The sequence below is a fragment of the Flavobacterium sp. A45 genome (genome assembly GCF_002001005.1).
GTDB lineage: Bacteria > Bacteroidota > Bacteroidia > Flavobacteriales > Flavobacteriaceae > Flavobacterium.
On sequence record NZ_MUNX01000031.1, the window covers coordinates 1 to 17,056 of the forward strand.

Below are 17,056 nucleotides of genomic sequence, written 5' to 3' on the forward strand. Positions count from 1 at the left end.
GTCGATTTTAGTATTCCACATTTCTTTATACGCTGATAAAACAGCTGCTTTTTCAGGGGAATTAGGTGCGTATCCTTTTACGGGTTCGTTTACCGCTGTAGGTACATTGAAAAATCCTTTTAGCATATCTTTATTATTAAATATTAAACGATTAAATAATTTGATGCAAAAGTACAAAGGAAAGATTTAAATCATGACAAAAATATCATAATTAAAGTCAAATTAATTCAATGCAAAAGGGGCGCACATTCTAAAGGTAGGTACGATAACTCTAAAAGACTTGGTAGAAGTGAAGTTAATCATGTTGAAATATCCTTTCATTGCACCATAAGGAGATGATAATAAACAACCTGAACTGTAGGTATGTTGTTCTCCCGGTTTCAAAACGGGTTTTTTTCCGATAACACCTTCTCCATCTACATATTCTAAATCATTCAAAGAATCGTAGATTTCCCAATGGCGTGAAGTCAATTGAACAGAGTCTTTACTGTGGTTTTCGATGGTAATTTCATAACTAAAGGCAAAATGAATCTTGTAGTTTTTGAAGTACGTTCCCTCAAAACTAGTCAATACCGAAATTTTAATGCCTCTTGTTATTTGTGAAACCATGTTAATGAGCTAATTAAGTGCTGTATGGTGACAAATCTACGAAAAAAATGAATATTTTATTTAAAAATTTTCAAAGTTTTCTAATTTGTTATGTTTAATGAATTGGAGGTTCCTTTACCTATGACTTTTTCATATCGATCGGCGCTTCCTTTGTAATAAACCAATACAGTATATTCATTTTCAGTTTGGTAAAAATTACCATCAATAGCATTCTCTTGATCGATAATTCCTTTGCTGTCTACTGTCAGGTATTGGTAGTTTGTAAATCCTTGTTTGATCAAAATCGCTTTTTCATAAAGACCATTTTTAGAATTAAAATCCATTTTGTTTTCTGGAGTCAAGCTGTAATTATTGAACATTCCAACTATATAAATAGAAGAACTTGGATTAGCCAAAGGTGATGAAAGGCTGAAATACACCCAAGAATAATCAGCTTCGATTATGTTGTTTTCACCGTCTAGTTTTCGGATGGAAAAATTTCCGTTAAGGTCTGAAAAGTTAGTATAAGGAAAATTTGATTTATCATTATTAGTGTATAAATGAGTATTGTAGATGCCATTCTCGGAGCTGACAAAACTTACATAGTTATTGGCATTCTTGATGTCTTTGGAATCAAAATTCAAAAATTCATTTCCAGCCCAAAACTGTGTTTCTTGGTCGTATTTATAAACAAAATTATTACTGACAGTGTATTGTGGAGGAATATTTTTTATTGCAGTATTGAATTTTCCATTTTGAAGTAAAAGCACTTTAAGATTTTGCATTGGGTTTTGAAATAAAATTTGATCTCCCGTTTTGATTTCAAAATCTAAATTATGTTTTGAATAAATATTTTTGACAGTTCGGGGTCTTTTAATTTTTAGAGGTACTGAAACCAAGTCTTCATATAGAATGAAATACCTTTTCATCACAACTTCTTTGTCCGAATTTAAAATGGTGAGCACATAATTACCGCTTAAGAGTATTTTAGTGTAATTGTTGGGAAGGGATAATTTATAATGGGTAAAAATCTGTAACGTATTGAAAGAGTTTACATATTCCTGAATTTTTTGACCGTCAAAACCAGAAAGGTATTCGCTTTTTGGAATGTCTGTTGGAACCCAATTGTAATCACAGTGTTTGATTTCGTAATAGTAGTCGGCTTCGTTTCCAAATAAATCATCAAATTGAAGTTCAAATTGTTCTCCCAATCTAAATATGGGAATAACGTTTTGATTACTCTGAACAAAAGAAACCGTTTTGATGTTATAAGGAGGTGCTATTTCAGTCTCAATCTGGGCGGTAAGTGTTAGGCAAAAGAATGAAAGAAGTAAAACGGCTATTGATTTCATTATTGGTGATGGTTCATGAATTGTAAATATACAAATTAACGGAAATTATAATGATATATTTGAAAGGAATGGAAATGTATGAGTTTTACAAAATGACCGCAGATTCGCAGATTATTTTTTTATTTTTTTTGTCAATAAAATCTGCGGTAAAAAAATATGCATTTATCTTCGCAGATTACTCCAATATAAATTCCAAATTCTCCTCAATCTCAGTGCTAATATAATTTTCATCCAAAAGGGAATCGGCTAATAGTTTTTTGCTTTCCTGCAAGCGGATGATTTTTTCTTCAACGGTATTTTTGGCGATAAACCGAATCACATTTACTTTATTCAATTGGCCAATTCGATGTGCGCGACCAATTCCCTGTTTTTCCGAAAAAGGATTCCACCAAGGGTCCAGGAAAACAACATAAGAAGCTTTGGTGATGTTAAGTCCAACGCCACCTGCTTTCAAAGAAATGAAAAACAACAATGGTTTTTCCTGTTCCTGAAAACGCTTGACTTGGTATTCTCTTTCTTTCAAAGGAGTTTCTCCCGTAAGTTCACAGAAATCTATTTTATTTTCTTTGCACCAAGTTTTATAAAAATCCAAATTGGAAACAAACGAACTGAAAACAATAGTTTTTTGATTGGATTGTATCAAAGTTTCCAAATATCGGGTCACAGCAATATATTTCCCTGAATCCATTTCGGATTTCGAATCAATCATTTTAGGATGATTGCTCAACTGTCTCAAACGCATTAAGGTATTGATGATGTTGATTTTATCAACTCCAGAACCATCTGTTTTTAATAGCGAGTTTCGGGCTTTGGATTTTTCTTCTTCGTATAATTTTTCCTGTTCTGGTTCCATTTCACAATAGAAAATCTGTTCAGAAAGTTCTGGTAAGTCTTTTAAAACCTGTTCTTTGGTACGACGTAAAATAAAAGGACTGATGAGATTTTTTAATTCCAATAAACTGTTTTCGTCTTGCTTTTTCTCGATTGGGAATTTATAATTTTCTGCAAAAAAGGAATAGCTCCCCAATATATTTGGGTTGATGAATTGCATTTGCGACCATAAATCATCAAGGGAGTTTTCGATCGGAGTTCCGCTCAACGATATTTTATGACTTGCTTTTACTTGATTGATTGCCTTGAAGATTTTGGAGTTCTTGTTTTTGATGTATTGACTTTCGTCCAAAATCAAATACCTGAAATTGTATTTTTCCAAAATAGAAATATCTCTCGAAACGATAGCGTAACTGGTAAAAATCAAGTCGTATTTTTCTAGTTTTTTGGAAAGCATTTTTCGGTCGTTACCAACGTATTGCACTCTTCGGAAATGCGGTGTGAATTTCCGGGCTTCATTATACCAGTTGAAAACCAAAGAGGAGGGAAGTACAATCAATGCTTTTAGATATTCTTTAGGTGTTACAATTTCGTTTCCAAACAAATCTAGCTGAACATTTTCGGCCTTTTCAAAATCCAATTGTTCTTGCACGGCAACCAATGTGGTTAAGGTTTGCAGTGTTTTTCCCAATCCCATATCATCAGCCAAGCAAGCACCCAAACCATTGTTGTAATGTTCCAAAAGCCATTTGACTCCTTCAATTTGATAAGGCCTCAATGTGGCTTTTACCAAAGGTGAAGATTGGTATTTAATATCACTTTTTAAATTTATTGAGCTTTTCAATTCTAGAATATCTTCCAAGATAGCAAAATTGCTTTTTAGCAAAGTAAGATTTCCGTTTTGGATTTTTGCCAGTTTTGCCATTGGGCCATAAAGCGTCATCCATTCAAACGGAATCAAAAAGTAGTTGCCATTAGGCAAAAGAAAGAGTCGGTTTCGGGTTTTTATGTTTTCAATAATTTCAGTGAAACTAAATTCAAATGCTTCGCAAACGACTATCATTTTGATGTCAAACCAATCGCTTTTGATTTCATTCGAGAATTGAATATTCACTTTGTGAGCGTCAATTTTCTTGCTGTCAATTTTTAAATCTTTAATTGAAAAACCTTTAGATTTGAGAATTTCCTGATTTTCTATTGCCCATTGGACGGTTGCGAATGGATCTTGTTTTTCTTCCTTTTGCGAGAGCACAAACAAACCATTTTCAGTTTTTGATAAGCCGATTTCCAGCAATTTATTTTCAAATAATGATTCTTCGGCTGTTCTTTTATATTGAATCACTTTGATTTCATCCAAATTACGAATGTCAATTTCGGAATGGATTTTCTTGGTCTTGCTGTTGTCAAAACTAAAACCGTCATAGTCGAATAAAAGATTGAGGAAATAGGTGTTCTTAAAAAAATCGTGTGCCAGCTGGAGTGAACAGGAAGTGATTTTGTCCTTTAGTTCTACTGCGAATCCGGTGGCTTTTATATCTGCTTTTTTTGCAATATCCTTGATGAATTTTTCGAAATAATCAGGAACCAATTTGGACGGAATCTCGACGGTTTTCTTCGTCAAAAAAGGAGTGATTTTTTTAGTGTTGATGTCTTTTATACGGTACAATTTATGATAGGCAACTAACCATCCCGGTTCGTCCAAAAGAAGAGTGATAGCGGTATTTGAAGGATAGAATTCCGTTGTCTCGTCCTTTAAAAGTAACGTATAGGAAATTCCATTTTCGTGTTTGTCAAATTCAAGACTGGCTTCTAATGCTGGGTTTTTAGAGGCAATTCGACTAATGCGAAAATCTTTTTCTTTTCCCAGATTCAGCGAGATTGGAAAGTCACCTTGAGAAACCAAAGAGTAAAACTGGTCTAAATTAGTTTTTATAAATTGCCGAATCCCAAATTCCAGTTTGCTGTCTTTAAGTAGATCCTCAATGTTTTTGGAGGATTTACTGTTTTTGTTGAATTTCTTAAAAATTACTTCGGGTTTTAGCGCTTCACAAAGAGATAAAACCTTTTTAGTATTTGTGTCTAAATTTTCAAAAACAACTCCAAAACTTTGAAGGACTTCGGGACTCGCTTTCTTCTCCAGATAAGTTATAGCTTCGGAATGTCCTACAACATAAGCAGTGGGAATATAGGTGTTTAGCCTTTTTTCAAAACTAATATCAAAGCAAAACTGAAAAGAATTTTTAGTTTCCAAAAGCAAAAGGGTATTTGATTGTTGTTAGATTCTTTAAAAGACAAATTCCACAAATTTGCACATATTGATTTGTGTAAATTTGTGGAATTTATATGGTTTTTAACTTATTGTAAAATAATTATTTAAAACAAACAGGAATGATTTCGCCTTTTGCCAAACAATATTTTTCTACCAATTCGGGAGCAATTTTATTGGTGTAATCTTCTTCAACTACAGTAAAACCAATGCTTCTTAGTTTGTCAAAATAATCACGGCCATAAATGCGTACGTGATCGTATTGCCCAAATATTTTGGCACGCTCTTTTTGGTCCGTAATCGTATCGTCAGCAAAGGTTACAGCTCTATTCAAATCTTGTGGGATTTGCAAAATAGCCATTCCGCCTGGTTTTAAAACGCGATACAATTCCTGCATTGCTTTGGTATCATCCGGAATGTGTTCCAATACGTGATTGCAAAGAATAACATCATATTGATTGTCTTCAAAAGGCAAATTACAAATGTCTGCCTTTACATCCGCCAATGGTGAAAACAAATCGGTTGTGGTATAATCTAGATTTTTCTGCTTGCGGAACATTTTATAAAAAGCCTGTTCCGGTGCAAAATGTAATACTTTCTTGGGAGCGGTAAAAAAATCGGTTTGTTCGTTTAGGTATAACCAAAGCAAACGGTGTCTCTCCAACGAAAGCGTACTTGGTGAAAGTACATTATTGCGTTGTGTTTCGTACCCGTAAGGCAAGAACGATTTGAAACTTCTCCCGTCAATTGGATCGGTATATTTATCTCCTTTTAATGAAAAAGCGATAAAAGGACGTGCTACATAACTTAATCGAATAAGAATGGGGCGAGGGATTGTATTGAGTATAAGTTTAAACACAGATTTCACAGATTTTCACAGATTAAATTATAGTATGATTCGTTTGTATTTCAAGCTATCTTCTCCAAAATTTATTAGTAAACCAATTTTGTTTTTTGATGCTGCAAGGTAATTAAGCGTCTGTTTTATTTCACTACTTGAGAGTTCTTGAATTGCTTTTATTTCTAAAATAATTTCTTCAAAAATCACAAAATCTGAAAAGTAATGATGAGGCAGAATTATGTCTTTGTATGTAATATTGTATTTTTTTTCTCTTTCGAAAGGAATGTTATTTTTCCTAAACTCATATTCTAATGCATCGCCATAAATTATTTCACTATGACCTTTGCCTAGAATTTTATGGACTTCCATACAGATTCCAATTATTTTATATGTTTCTTCCTTTAGATAAAATTCTTCCATTTTTAATTAGCAGAAAAGATATTGGGCTTAGTTTTAATAATTGGATAATTTATGCATTAGGAAATAATTTCATTTCAATGCTATTTTAATCTGTGCAAATTTGTGAAATCTGTGTTTTTAAACAACTAACGGCACTTTTCTAAACTCATCTTCTTCATTGCTCACGATTCCCAGTTCTTTGTAGATATAGGCAAACGTCGATAAAATCTCAGGTTTTCCGTCAATAATGGCTACGTCGTGTTCAAAGTGGGCAGATGGTTTTCCGTCGGCAGTGGTAATTGTCCAGCCGTCTTTGTGTTGTTTGATGTTCTTGGTTCCCATATTGATCATCGGTTCAATGGCGACTACCATTCCTTCGATGAAAAGTTTACCGCGACCTCTTTTTCCGTAGTTTGGCATCTCAGGGTCTTCGTGCATTTTTTGTCCTACACCGTGACCAACCAATTCACGAACCACACCATATCCGTGTGCTTCGGTATATTTTTGGATAGCATTTCCAACATCTTCCACGCGGTTTCCAACTCGCAATTCGCGGATTCCTACGTATAGTGATTCTTTGGTAACTTGAAGTAATTTTCTAGTTTCGGGAGCGACTTCGCCAATTTCAAAAGAATAAGCGTGGTCTCCGTGAAATCCGTTTTTGAAAGCGCCACAGTCAACCGAAATCACATCACCGCTTTCCAACGGTTTGTTGTTTGGGATTCCGTGTACTACTTGTGAATTTGGACTCATGCACAATGAATTCGGGAATCCATAAAGTCCTAGAAAACTTGGTACGGCACCATGATCTCTGATGAATTCTTCGGCTCTTTTGTCTAGATATAATGTTGTAACTCCTTCTTTTATTTCAGAAGCAATCATTCCTAATGTTTTTGATACGATTAACGCACTTTCTCGCATTAATTCTATTTCCTCACGGGTTTTTTGAATAATCATATTTTCGAATTTTCAGAGTGCAAAAATACACTTTTAAAATTATTTCTTTATGTGTTGGGTTTGTTTTAATTTTTCGATCAAAACACAAAGTTTGCAACGAAGTCTCAATAAGCAGAAAGCTTTGTGAACTTTGCGATATTCTTTGTGGACTTTGCAGTTGCATTTTGAAGGATAGTCGTAAATTAGCTATGAATCAATTTATTACATTATGAATACATCTGTAGAAGAAGAAGGCATGAAAGAGCAAGACTTGCGCAAAATGAAAAGAATTGCATTGATTCTTTTGGGATTTGCTGTGGTTCTTTTTGTAGTTGCCAATATTTATAAATTAGAATGGTTAAAAGCTTTCAGCGAGGCGGCTATGGTGGGCGGGATTGCCGATTGGTTTGCGGTGGTGGCGTTGTTCAGGCATCCACTCGGGATTCCGATTCCGCATACGGCTTTGATTCCGAGCAACAAAGATAAAATAGGTGAGAACCTTGGGGATTTCGTTTCGGATGAGTTTTTGACTCGAGAGAAATTGGAAGTCAAAATTGAACAATTTAATGTAGCTGTAAAAGCTTCGGATTGGCTGATGGAGGAGAAGAATGCTAGTTTAGTTGCTAATTTAATTGCGGAAAATGTGATTCCTGGCGTTTTGAAAACTATAGATGATGACCAGGTAAAGCATTTTGTGCAAACGCAATTTAGCAATAAATTGAGAAAACTGAATTTTGCCGAATGGATTGCTCTTGGTTTGGATTCATTGGCGAAAAGCGAAAAGCAAGAAGAATTGGTTACCAATGTTTTGAAAACGCTTATTGTTGAATTACAAAACAACAAGCATCTGATTGAAGAAAAAGTAAAAAGCTCCACGCCGTTTTTGTCTTTTGGCTTGGCCGATAAAAAAATAACTGAGGGCGTTTTTAACGGGCTTTACAATTTTCTGGAACAGGCAAGTCACGAGGATAGCACAATTCGAAAAAAAGTAAACGATTATGTGATGGATTTCATAACAGAACTGAAAGAGTCTCCCGAAATGCAGCAGAAAGTCAATGACTTGGTTCTTGGCTTTGCCAATAAAAAAGAAGTTCAGGATTACATCAGCGGTATTTGGGAAGAAATCAAAACGGCTATAACTCATGATTTGGTACAAAAAGAGGAATCTTCTATAAAAAAGGGCATCGCGAATATGATTCAGGGTTTTGGCAAAGGAATACAAGCTGATCAGCAGATGATGGACAAGATTAATAATTTTGTCAAAAATGATTTGCTTTCGGTGCTGATCAATAATAAAAAAATGATTGGAGACTTGATTTCTTCTACAGTAAAAGGCTGGGACACTGATGAGGTTTCCAAAAAGTTGGAACTTGAAATAGGAAGCGATCTTCAATACATTCGGATTAATGGAACGCTTGTTGGTGGTTTGGTCGGACTTTTGATTTATGCCGCTGAATTTGTAATGGAAAGTTTGGTGTTGTGAAGTTATAGAATAAAAAAAACCTCAAATTTTCATTTGAGGTTTTGGAGCGAAAGACGAGGCTCGAACTCGCGACAACCAGCTTGGAAGGCTGGAGCTCTACCAACTGAGCTACTTTCGCATTAATCATTAAAATTTACCCTTTACAATCAAAAAATGATTTGATCTTAGAGCGAAAGACGAGGCTCGAACTCGCGACAACCAGCTTGGAAGGCTGGAGCTCTACCAACTGAGCTACTTTCGCATTACTGAGGTGCAAAGATAAATAATAAAAACAGTTATTTGCAAATTTTTTTTTGAAAAATAAATCGACATTTCTTATTCCGGTTTACAACCGTTTTAAAATTAAAATGTTATACTTTTATTTTTTTTAAAAGACTATGCAAAACATCAAAAAAATAACTGATTTAGAGACCTATTCAGTGAGAAATACTGTTCTTAGAAAGGGAAAGCCAATTGAAACTTGTCGTTTTGATGGCGATGATTTGCCTTCAACTAGACATTTTGGGTATTACCGGAATGATGATTTGGTTGGAATTATATCACTATTTAAAGTCAATAGTAACAGTTTTGCATCAGATGAGCAATACCAAATTCGTGGAATGGCCGTTGTGGAATTGCATCAAAAAAAAGGAATCGGAGAATTACTGGTTAGGTATTGTGAAGTGTATTGTAAAAAACTGCAATCCGATTTAATTTGGTTTAATGCCAGAACAGCTGCGGTAGGCTTTTATGAAAAATTAGGTTATGCCAAAGTTGGAACGGCTTTTGAAATCAAAGATGTAGGGGAACATTATTTAATGGCAAAAAGTATAAGGAATGAATAAGTTTTGTTTTTTTATTGTCTTGACAGTTTTACTAAGTTGCAAAAAAGAGCCTATTCTAAATTTGGATTCTTTTAAAATATCGGACCCTACAGACAAAGAAGGGGAAGTTATTGAGATTGACACCGTATTGATCGCAGCTTTTAAAAGTAAGTCACTCATTGATTTTTATAAAGCCAGAGAGAATGAAACCGTTTGGCAATCTGAAAAAAACAGAAAAATAATTCTTGAAACTATTAGGAAATGTGAAGACGAAGGATTGAATCCCTCGGATTACAATGTTGTGAAATTAGAAAGTTTTGAAAAAAAATTTAGTGAATTAGACGAAGAGGAACTCATCGACTATGATTTGCAGCTTACTTATAATTTTGAAAAATACCTTAAACATCTTCATAACGGAAAGCTTAACCCTAGAAAACTATACAATGATTGGGACTTACGTATAGATGAGCTCGATACAAAATCTATTCTGAATAATGCTTTGGAAAAAGATTCTCTCATGGGTGAAATCGAAAAATGCCGACCAAAAGCATTGACTTACGGAAAATTAATAAAAGCTTTGGAACTCATTAACGAATTTCCAGAAGACAAAACGCAGCCAATTGTTAGCGAAGACAAAATAGAACACAATCAAAAGCATCGGGAAATAATCAACATCAAAAAGAAATTAATCTACTGGAAAGATTTGAAAAGTAATGACAGTCTTACTTCTACATACGATGATGAAACCTTTGAAGCAGTCAAAAAATTTCAAACTCGACATGGTTTGATTTCAGATGGTGTAATTGGTAAAAGTACCAAGACCGCATTTAATTTTACCAAAGAAGAGAGAAAGCATCAAATCATAGTTAATCTGGAACGCTGGAGATGGTTCTCCAAATCATTTGCTCCAAATTATGTTCTAATTAACATTCCAGATTACAGCTTAAATGTAGTTGAAAACCAAAACATTACTATGACTAAACGCATAGTTGTGGGAAAAATTAAAAGAGAAACACCAATACTGACTTCAATGTTACAGACGATTGTTTTCAATCCTACTTGGACTGTACCGCCTACTATTTTGAAAGAAGATTATATTCCTGAATTAATTAAAGATAGGAACTATCTAAAAAACAAGGGGATTGGGATTTATAAATCGGATAGTATTGAGATTGATCCATCAAAATGGGATAAAAATCGCCCTAGAGGATATCGATATGTGCAAAAGCCAGGTAAATACAATGCTCTGGGAGTTGTCAAAATTAATTTTCCCAATAGATACAGCGTTTATTTGCATGACACGAATCATCGCAATTTGTTTGAACGAAACAGGCGTTCCTTGAGTTCAGGTTGTGTGCGTATTGAAGAGCCTTTGGAATTGGTTCGGCTTTTATTAGATGATCCAAAGAAATATTCCAGAGAAAAAATGGATTCTATCGTTTCGACCAGAAAGACACTTTTTATAGGGATAACGAAACGCTATGCCATTTATCAATGGTACTGGACGGCATGGAGTGAAAACGAAAAATTGATTTTTAGAGAGGATATCTATAATTTGGATTCCGATCTTTATGCTCAATTACGAAATTAGTTTGGGTTGTTTTGAATTGTTTATGGAAGGATGATAAATGTATAAACACGATTGGCCTTTTATTGTCGAAATAATTTCTGAAGCGAATTCCTGTGGGACTGCTGGACATCCCAGACTTCTCCCTAATCGTTTGTTGGATCTTATAAAGGATTCCGAAACATAATCGGCGCCGTGAATTACAACAGCTCTTTTGCGAGCGTAATCATTAAGACCTTTTTCTAAACCATCCAGTTTTAGTGAAATGCCATGTTTTCCATTATAAACTTCTCCAGTGGCATAAAAACCCAAGCTGCTTTTGAATGATTCTGGGATGTTGGAGAAATTATTTGCAAACTCATCGCCTGTATTTCTTCCGTGGGCAACCAAAGATTGAAGTATTATCTCATTGGTAGCTAAATTAATAATCCAAAGCCGTTTTGTATTAGACGATAAACTAAAATCAACCAAGGTCAATATGTCTTTTTTGATTAATCCTTTTTCTTTTAATTCGTAAAAACCTTTCAGTGCTTCGGCAAAGCATTCCTGTTTTGGCAGATCAAATTGATTGGTTTGTAGTGAATTATAGGTTAGTTGAATCTTGCTGTCAATACTTGAAATAACTTTTGAAACAACGGTTTTGTTTATAGTTAGTTTTTTAGGAGTATTTGTTGTTTTGCCATTAAATGATAATGAGGCAAACAAATAAAAGGTAGAAATAAAAATATTATAAATCATTGTGTGTCATTTTGTTATACAATCATTTGGGGATTGCAAATATATAAACAATTACTACTCGAAGAAATAAAAATAGTATTTTAACGGTTATTTTTAACATTTAATCGATTTTTTTTTGCAAAAAAACAACTTCTGTCAGTTTTTTATTAAAATATTATCTTATTTTTGTTTAAAATCAACAGTTTTTTATGACAATAATTAGAAGTAGTATTGTTTTTTTCATAATTTTTTGTACAAGTCTAGTATATAGCCAAAAAAAAATACTTAATACGAAGTCTATTACAACTAAGATTTCTATTGATGGTAAAATAATGGAGGATGCTTGGAATTCAACCGAAATCGCAACTGATTTTGTTATGTACCAGCCAGATAACGGCAAGCCAATAAGTGAAAACAAAAAAACAGAAGTAAGAGTGCTTTATGATAATGACGCAATTTACATCGCTGCCACATTATACGATGAAGACCCCAGCAAAATAAAAAAGGAGATCACCAACAGAGACAGTTTTGGGGTAACCGATTATTTTTCTGTATTTATTAATGGGTTTAATGACGGGCAACAGGATTTTAGATTTTATGTAACTGCTGCAGGAGTACAATTAGATTGCATCGCTACCGAAGATTACAAAGATTTTTCTTGGGATGCCATTTGGGACAGTAAAACAGTGATGACCGATAAAGGTTGGACAGTAGAAATGAAAATCCCTTATGCAGCAATTCGTTTCTCAAATTCCAGTAAGCAAACCTGGGGCATAAACTTCCTCAGAAATATAGAACGAGATGTACAAGTATATTCATGGAACCGAATTGATACTAAGATTGGAGCAGAGCTTACTCAAAATGGGCTGTTGGAAGGAATTGAAAATATCAAAACGCCAACTCGATTATTTTTTATTCCTTACGGTTCCTTTTACTACCAAAAAGATGATTTTCAGTCGGATAATACATTTAAAGGAGGGCTTGATATTAAATACGGAATAAATGATGCTTTTACGCTTGATGCGATTTTGGTGCCAGATTTTGGCCAAACCAAGTTTGATAATGCCATATTGAATCTCGAACCGTTCGAACAAAAACTGGACGAAAACAGACCTTTTTTCACAGAAGGAACCGAGCTTTTTTCTAAAGGGAATCTTTTTTATTCCAGAAGAATTGGTGGATTCCCCAGTTCAGACCCAACGGTTGAAGAAAATGAGGAAATTACGGATTATCCAAGTACTGTAGATTTGCTAAACGCAATCAAAATTTCGGGACGAACCAAAAAAGGTTTGGGAATAGGTTTTTTGAATGCTGTTACCGAAAAAACATATGCAACTATAAAAGACACCGTAGCTGGGACTGCCAGAAAGGAAGTTATAGAACCGCTTGCAAATTATAATATACTTGTTTTGGATCAACGGTTTAATCAAAATTCATCTGTAACGTTTATCAATACCAGTACGATTCGAAACGGTAGTTTTAGGGATGCCAATGTTTCTGGACTTTTATTCGATTTGAACACTAAGAAAAATAACTATAGTCTGAATGGAGATTTTAAATACAGTACAGTAAATACATTTGAAGATTATGATGGTTATAAAACGTCCTTGAATTTTCAAAAAACAAGTGGTAAAATACGTTTTGAACTTTCAGGGAAATACATTTCCGAAGATTATGATGTCAACGATTTAGGGATAATTTTTTATACCAATTATCATGCGGCTTACGCCAATGCAAGCTACAGGATTCTGAATCCTACTTCGGTTTTTAATACCTTCAAAGTGTTGCAGGAAGCTAGTTTGGAAATACAAAATACAACAGGGAAAATTCAGGATAATTATCTGAGAACAACTATAGGAGCCTCATCTTTAAAAAATACCTATTATGAATTTTCTTTGCTTTATACTCCTCAGGCTACTTTTGATTTTTATGAACCGCGTGTTTATGGGCGTTATGTTTATGTTCCAAAAAGAGTGTCTTCGTATTTTGGATTCGAATTGAACAGGAATCACACTTTTACGGTTGACGCCACTACTTCATTTGTGAAATATGATGAGGAAAACAGACAAACATATAGTATTTACATCAATCCAAAGTACCGATTCAGTAATCAGCTTTCATTAGAATATGCTTTAGAGTACACTACCAAAAGAAATGACAGAGGTCGTGTTGGGTATGATAACTCGGGGATTGTATTTGCCGAAAGAAACCGAGAAATCCTTCAAAATACACTTACCGGTAAATTTGCTATTACCAATAGAATGGCATTAAATCTTGATGTTCGTTATTATTGGTCTTATGCAGATAATCATGAATTCTTTACGCTGCAGGATGATGGTTATTTGACTCCAAATCCTGATTATAACCTTAACAAAAACAGAAATTTTAATTCTTGGAACTTTGACTTATCCTATTCATGGTGGTTTGCTCCCGGAAGCGAAATGATTATCCTGTACCGTAATTATGCTTTGGAAGAAACCAATCAAGTTGAGAAAGATCTTTCAACCAACTTGTCAAATATTTTCAATAGTAATTTGACCAATATTTTTTCTGTAAGTGTCCGCTATTATATTGATTATAACTCTGTTAAAAATAAATTGTAATCTTTTTTTGTGAAACTGTAACATAAACAGTAATCGATAGTCTATTGAAGCAACAATGTATTAAATTCAAATTTTAGAACTAGTTTAGAATCTGATTTGATATTCTTGAGTTTCTAAAATTATCGTTTACATGAAAAAGTATTATTTCTTCTGTTTTCTTCTGTTCTCTGCTTTGATGTATAGTCAAAAGAAATCGTTACAAACAAAATTTACTACCGAAAAAATAATATTGGATGGGAAATTGGATGAAACAATTTGGCAATCGGTTCCTATTGCCACTGATTTTATAATGTTTCAACCCGATAACGGAAAAGTTGTAGCTGAAAATAAAAGAACCGAAGTTCGAGTGTTGTATGATAATGAGGCGATTTATATTGGCGCTTTGATGTATGACGATGAGCCTAGCAAAATTCTAAAGGAAATTAATAAGAGAGACGATTTTGGAACAGCTGATTTTTTTGGTGTTTTCATTAATGGTTATAATGATGGTCAGCAAAATTTTCAGTTTTTTGTAAATGCTGCAGACGGTCAGGCCGATTGTTTAGCAACAGACAGTAATGGGGAAGACTATTCTTGGGATGCGGTTTGGGACAGTAAAGCGGTTATTACCTCTTTTGGTTGGGTGGTTGAAATGCGTATTCCTTATGCTGCTTTGCGATTTTCGAGCGAAAGCAAACAAACTTGGGGCGTTAATTTTTTTAGAGAAATACGAAGAGACCGCCAGAAATATTCATGGAATTTAATCGATACCAAAATAGGTACATTTACCCAACAGAACGGAACGGTTGAGGGAATTGAAAATATAAAAACACCAACTAGGCTTTTCTTTTTGCCGTATGCTTCTTTTTATACCTATGCCAATGCGGATCAAAAAACCTATGGGGAATTAAAAGGTGGTTTGGATATTAAATATGGAATAAACGATGCTTTTACTTTGGATGCCATGCTTATACCGGATTTTGGACAAACAAAATACGATGACCGAATCCTAAATTTATCTCCTTTTGAACAGCAATTCAATGAAAATCGAGCCTTTTTTACAGAGGGTACTGATTTGTTTAGCAAAGGAAACCTTTTTTATTCTCGAAGAATCGGTGGTCCACCGTCTCATAGTCCAGAGACTGAAAATAATGAAATAGTTACTGAAAATCCTGCGAGTGTTGATTTGTACAATGCAACTAAAATTTCGGGCAGAACAAAAGGCGGACTCGGAATTGGGTACCTCAATGCGATTACCCAAAAAACATATGCGACTATTAAAGACACAATCACGCAAGAAATGCGTCGTGTTTTGGTTGAGCCTTTGACAAATTATAATGTTCTGGTTTTTGATCAGCGTTTTCGCAAAAATTCTTCGGCAACTTTCGTAAACACTAATGTTACCAGAAACGGTTCGTTCAGAGACGGGAATGTATCGGCATTGGTTTGGGATTTGAACACTGCCAAAAACACTTATAATTTATCTGGAAATTTTAAATACAGTTATGTAAACGAAGTTGAAGAAATTAAGAAAGGAATCAATACCTTATTGAGTTTTGCTGAAACTAGTGGAAAATATCGCTACTATTTAGAAACCAATATGATTACAAAAGATTTCGACAACAACGATTTGGGAATTAACTTTGAAACCAATTATTATAGTTTTTACGGAAACACCAGTTATCGAATTCTTAATCCAACCAAGATTTTTAATTCTTTTAACACCAATATTAATGCATATACCCAATTTCAAAAAGAAACAGGAAAATTGCAGTCAGACCAAATCAATCTGAATGTTAATTCAACCACAAAAAAGAATTACTATTATGGTTTTGGACTGGAATATCGTCCTGTTGAAACCTACAATTACTATGAACCGAGAAGACAAGGACGTTACAGTATAGATCCAACCCGCTTTGGAGGCTGGTTTTCGCTTTCTACCAATTACAACCACAAATTTGCCATTGATTTTAATCCATCTTTTGCAGTGTTAAATGAAACACAAAGAAGGTCGTATGGGTTTTATTTGAGTCCGAGATACCGATTCAATGACCGCTTAGCTTTAAATTATGAATTCAATTTTTTCCGTCAAAATAATAACAAAGGCTATGTTGATAATGGTTCCAATAATAGTGCTTTGCCTCCGGACGCTATAATTTATGCCAACCGAAACGTCATCAATTACACCAATAATCTTAATGGGAAGTATTCACTGAGTAGTAAAATGAATTTTGATATTTCTGCCCGTTATTATTGGTCATATACGGAAAACAAAGACTTTTATGAATTGAAAGAGAATGGAAGGCTCAGTCCTTATGTTGGTTATACCGATAACAAAAACCAAAATCTGATTACATGGAATTTGGATGTGTCTTATAATTGGTGGTTTGCGCCCGGAAGTCAGTTGACCATTTTGTACCGAAGCAACGCAGCAAAATATGATAATTTAATCAATAAAGATTTTGGGAACAACTATACTAGTTTGATGAATAATGAAGATCTAAGTCATGTTATTTCCGTTAGCGTAAAATATTTCATTGACTACAATCAAGTCAAAAATGTTTTCTAACGAAAGTCTGGATTAGTAAATTTTCTATTCAAAAATCATTTCATTTTAGAGGATAAAAATCTCCTCAAAAAAACCGTTTTACAGACTGTTTTTTTGAGGATTTTTTTTGCACTTTTTTTAGA

The 17,056-nt window shown here is 34.1% G+C and carries 12 protein-coding genes and 2 tRNA genes; 5 read left to right on the top strand and 9 right to left on the bottom strand.

Features of this window, described 5'->3' with window-relative positions:
- Positions 1 to 222: 222 nt before the first annotated feature.
- From apaG to map, 6 genes are all read right to left on the bottom strand, one after another.
- Positions 223 to 609 carry a Co2+/Mg2+ efflux protein ApaG gene (gene apaG / locus B0E44_RS00390; protein ID WP_077370225.1) on the bottom strand — a complete coding sequence of 129 codons (387 nt, stop codon included), beginning with the start codon at positions 607 to 609 and terminating at the stop codon, positions 223 to 225.
- An 80-nt stretch (positions 610 to 689) separates the two neighbouring features.
- Entirely contained in the window at positions 690 to 1,940 is a 1,251-nt protein-coding gene (locus B0E44_RS00395) for a DUF5103 domain-containing protein (RefSeq protein ID WP_077370226.1), read from the bottom strand.
- 175 nt (positions 1,941 to 2,115) lie between these two features.
- Positions 2,116 to 5,022: a DEAD/DEAH box helicase gene (locus B0E44_RS00400; protein WP_077370255.1), complete on the bottom strand. Its 2,907-nt coding sequence runs from the start codon at positions 5,020 to 5,022 to the stop codon at positions 2,116 to 2,118.
- Positions 5,023 to 5,140: 118 nt separating this feature from the next.
- Positions 5,141 to 5,905 carry a class I SAM-dependent methyltransferase gene (locus tag B0E44_RS00405; protein ID WP_077370227.1) on the bottom strand — a complete coding sequence of 255 codons (765 nt, stop codon included), beginning with the start codon at positions 5,903 to 5,905 and terminating at the stop codon, positions 5,141 to 5,143.
- 18 nt (positions 5,906 to 5,923) lie between these two features.
- The gene (locus B0E44_RS00410; RefSeq protein ID WP_077370228.1) at positions 5,924 to 6,298 is read right to left on the bottom strand and encodes a GxxExxY protein; all 375 of its coding nucleotides are present in this window, start codon (positions 6,296 to 6,298) and stop codon (positions 5,924 to 5,926) included.
- A gap of 117 nt (positions 6,299 to 6,415) precedes the next feature.
- Entirely contained in the window at positions 6,416 to 7,234 is an 819-nt protein-coding gene (gene map / locus B0E44_RS00415) for a type I methionyl aminopeptidase (RefSeq protein ID WP_077370229.1), read from the bottom strand.
- A gap of 208 nt (positions 7,235 to 7,442) precedes the next feature.
- Here map and B0E44_RS00425 point away from each other — a divergent pair, with 208 nt between their 5' ends.
- Entirely contained in the window at positions 7,443 to 8,696 is a 1,254-nt protein-coding gene (locus B0E44_RS00425; RefSeq protein WP_077370231.1) for a DUF445 domain-containing protein, read from the top strand.
- A gap of 42 nt (positions 8,697 to 8,738) precedes the next feature.
- Here the strand turns inward: B0E44_RS00425 and B0E44_RS00430 are convergent.
- Positions 8,739 to 8,814 (bottom strand) — tRNA-Gly (locus B0E44_RS00430).
- 50 nt (positions 8,815 to 8,864) lie between these two features.
- Positions 8,865 to 8,937, bottom strand: a tRNA-Gly gene (locus B0E44_RS00435).
- A gap of 136 nt (positions 8,938 to 9,073) precedes the next feature.
- Between B0E44_RS00435 and B0E44_RS00440 the strand changes: the two genes are divergently transcribed.
- Positions 9,074 to 9,520, top strand: coding sequence for a GNAT family N-acetyltransferase (locus B0E44_RS00440; protein ID WP_077370232.1), 447 nt, complete (start codon positions 9,074 to 9,076; stop codon positions 9,518 to 9,520).
- Positions 9,513 to 11,090, top strand: coding sequence for a murein L,D-transpeptidase (locus B0E44_RS00445; protein WP_077370233.1), 1,578 nt, complete (start codon positions 9,513 to 9,515; stop codon positions 11,088 to 11,090). Before B0E44_RS00440 ends, B0E44_RS00445 begins: the two co-directional genes overlap by 8 nt.
- On the opposite strand, the gene B0E44_RS00450 is transcribed toward B0E44_RS00445, so the two are convergent.
- On the bottom strand, positions 11,079 to 11,804 hold the full coding sequence (locus B0E44_RS00450; RefSeq protein WP_077370234.1) for a murein L,D-transpeptidase catalytic domain family protein: 726 nt from the start codon (positions 11,802 to 11,804) through the stop codon (positions 11,079 to 11,081). The genes B0E44_RS00445 and B0E44_RS00450 overlap by 12 nt on opposite strands.
- Positions 11,805 to 11,992: 188 nt before the next feature.
- Here B0E44_RS00450 and B0E44_RS00455 point away from each other — a divergent pair, with 188 nt between their 5' ends.
- Together B0E44_RS00455 and B0E44_RS00460 are read left to right on the top strand one after the other, a co-directional pair.
- Positions 11,993 to 14,386 (top strand): DUF5916 domain-containing protein, encoded by a 2,394-nt coding sequence (locus B0E44_RS00455; protein WP_077370235.1) that lies wholly within the window; start codon positions 11,993 to 11,995, stop codon positions 14,384 to 14,386.
- 130 nt (positions 14,387 to 14,516) lie between these two features.
- A complete protein-coding gene (locus B0E44_RS00460) occupies positions 14,517 to 16,934 on the top strand; it encodes a DUF5916 domain-containing protein (RefSeq protein ID WP_077370236.1) in 2,418 nt (805 codons plus the stop codon).
- Positions 16,935 to 17,056 lie beyond the last annotated feature (122 nt).

What these genes read in the sequence shown, in the direction of transcription:
- apaG (WP_077370225.1), bottom strand. Translation starts at nt 609, where the DNA reads ATGGTTTCACAAATAACAAGAGGCATTAAAATTTCGGTATTGACTAGT.
- B0E44_RS00395 (WP_077370226.1), bottom strand. Translation starts at nt 1,940, where the DNA reads ATGAAATCAATAGCCGTTTTACTTCTTTCATTCTTTTGCCTAACACTT.
- B0E44_RS00410 (WP_077370228.1), bottom strand. Translation starts at nt 6,298, where the DNA reads ATGGAAGAATTTTATCTAAAGGAAGAAACATATAAAATAATTGGAATC.
- map (WP_077370229.1), bottom strand. Translation starts at nt 7,234, where the DNA reads ATGATTATTCAAAAAACCCGTGAGGAAATAGAATTAATGCGAGAAAGT.
- B0E44_RS00425 (WP_077370231.1), top strand. Translation starts at nt 7,443, where the DNA reads ATGAATACATCTGTAGAAGAAGAAGGCATGAAAGAGCAAGACTTGCGC.
- B0E44_RS00440 (WP_077370232.1), top strand. Translation starts at nt 9,074, where the DNA reads ATGCAAAACATCAAAAAAATAACTGATTTAGAGACCTATTCAGTGAGA.
- B0E44_RS00445 (WP_077370233.1), top strand. Translation starts at nt 9,513, where the DNA reads ATGAATAAGTTTTGTTTTTTTATTGTCTTGACAGTTTTACTAAGTTGC.
- B0E44_RS00450 (WP_077370234.1), bottom strand. Translation starts at nt 11,804, where the DNA reads ATGATTTATAATATTTTTATTTCTACCTTTTATTTGTTTGCCTCATTA.
- B0E44_RS00455 (WP_077370235.1), top strand. Translation starts at nt 11,993, where the DNA reads ATGACAATAATTAGAAGTAGTATTGTTTTTTTCATAATTTTTTGTACA.
- B0E44_RS00460 (WP_077370236.1), top strand. Translation starts at nt 14,517, where the DNA reads ATGAAAAAGTATTATTTCTTCTGTTTTCTTCTGTTCTCTGCTTTGATG.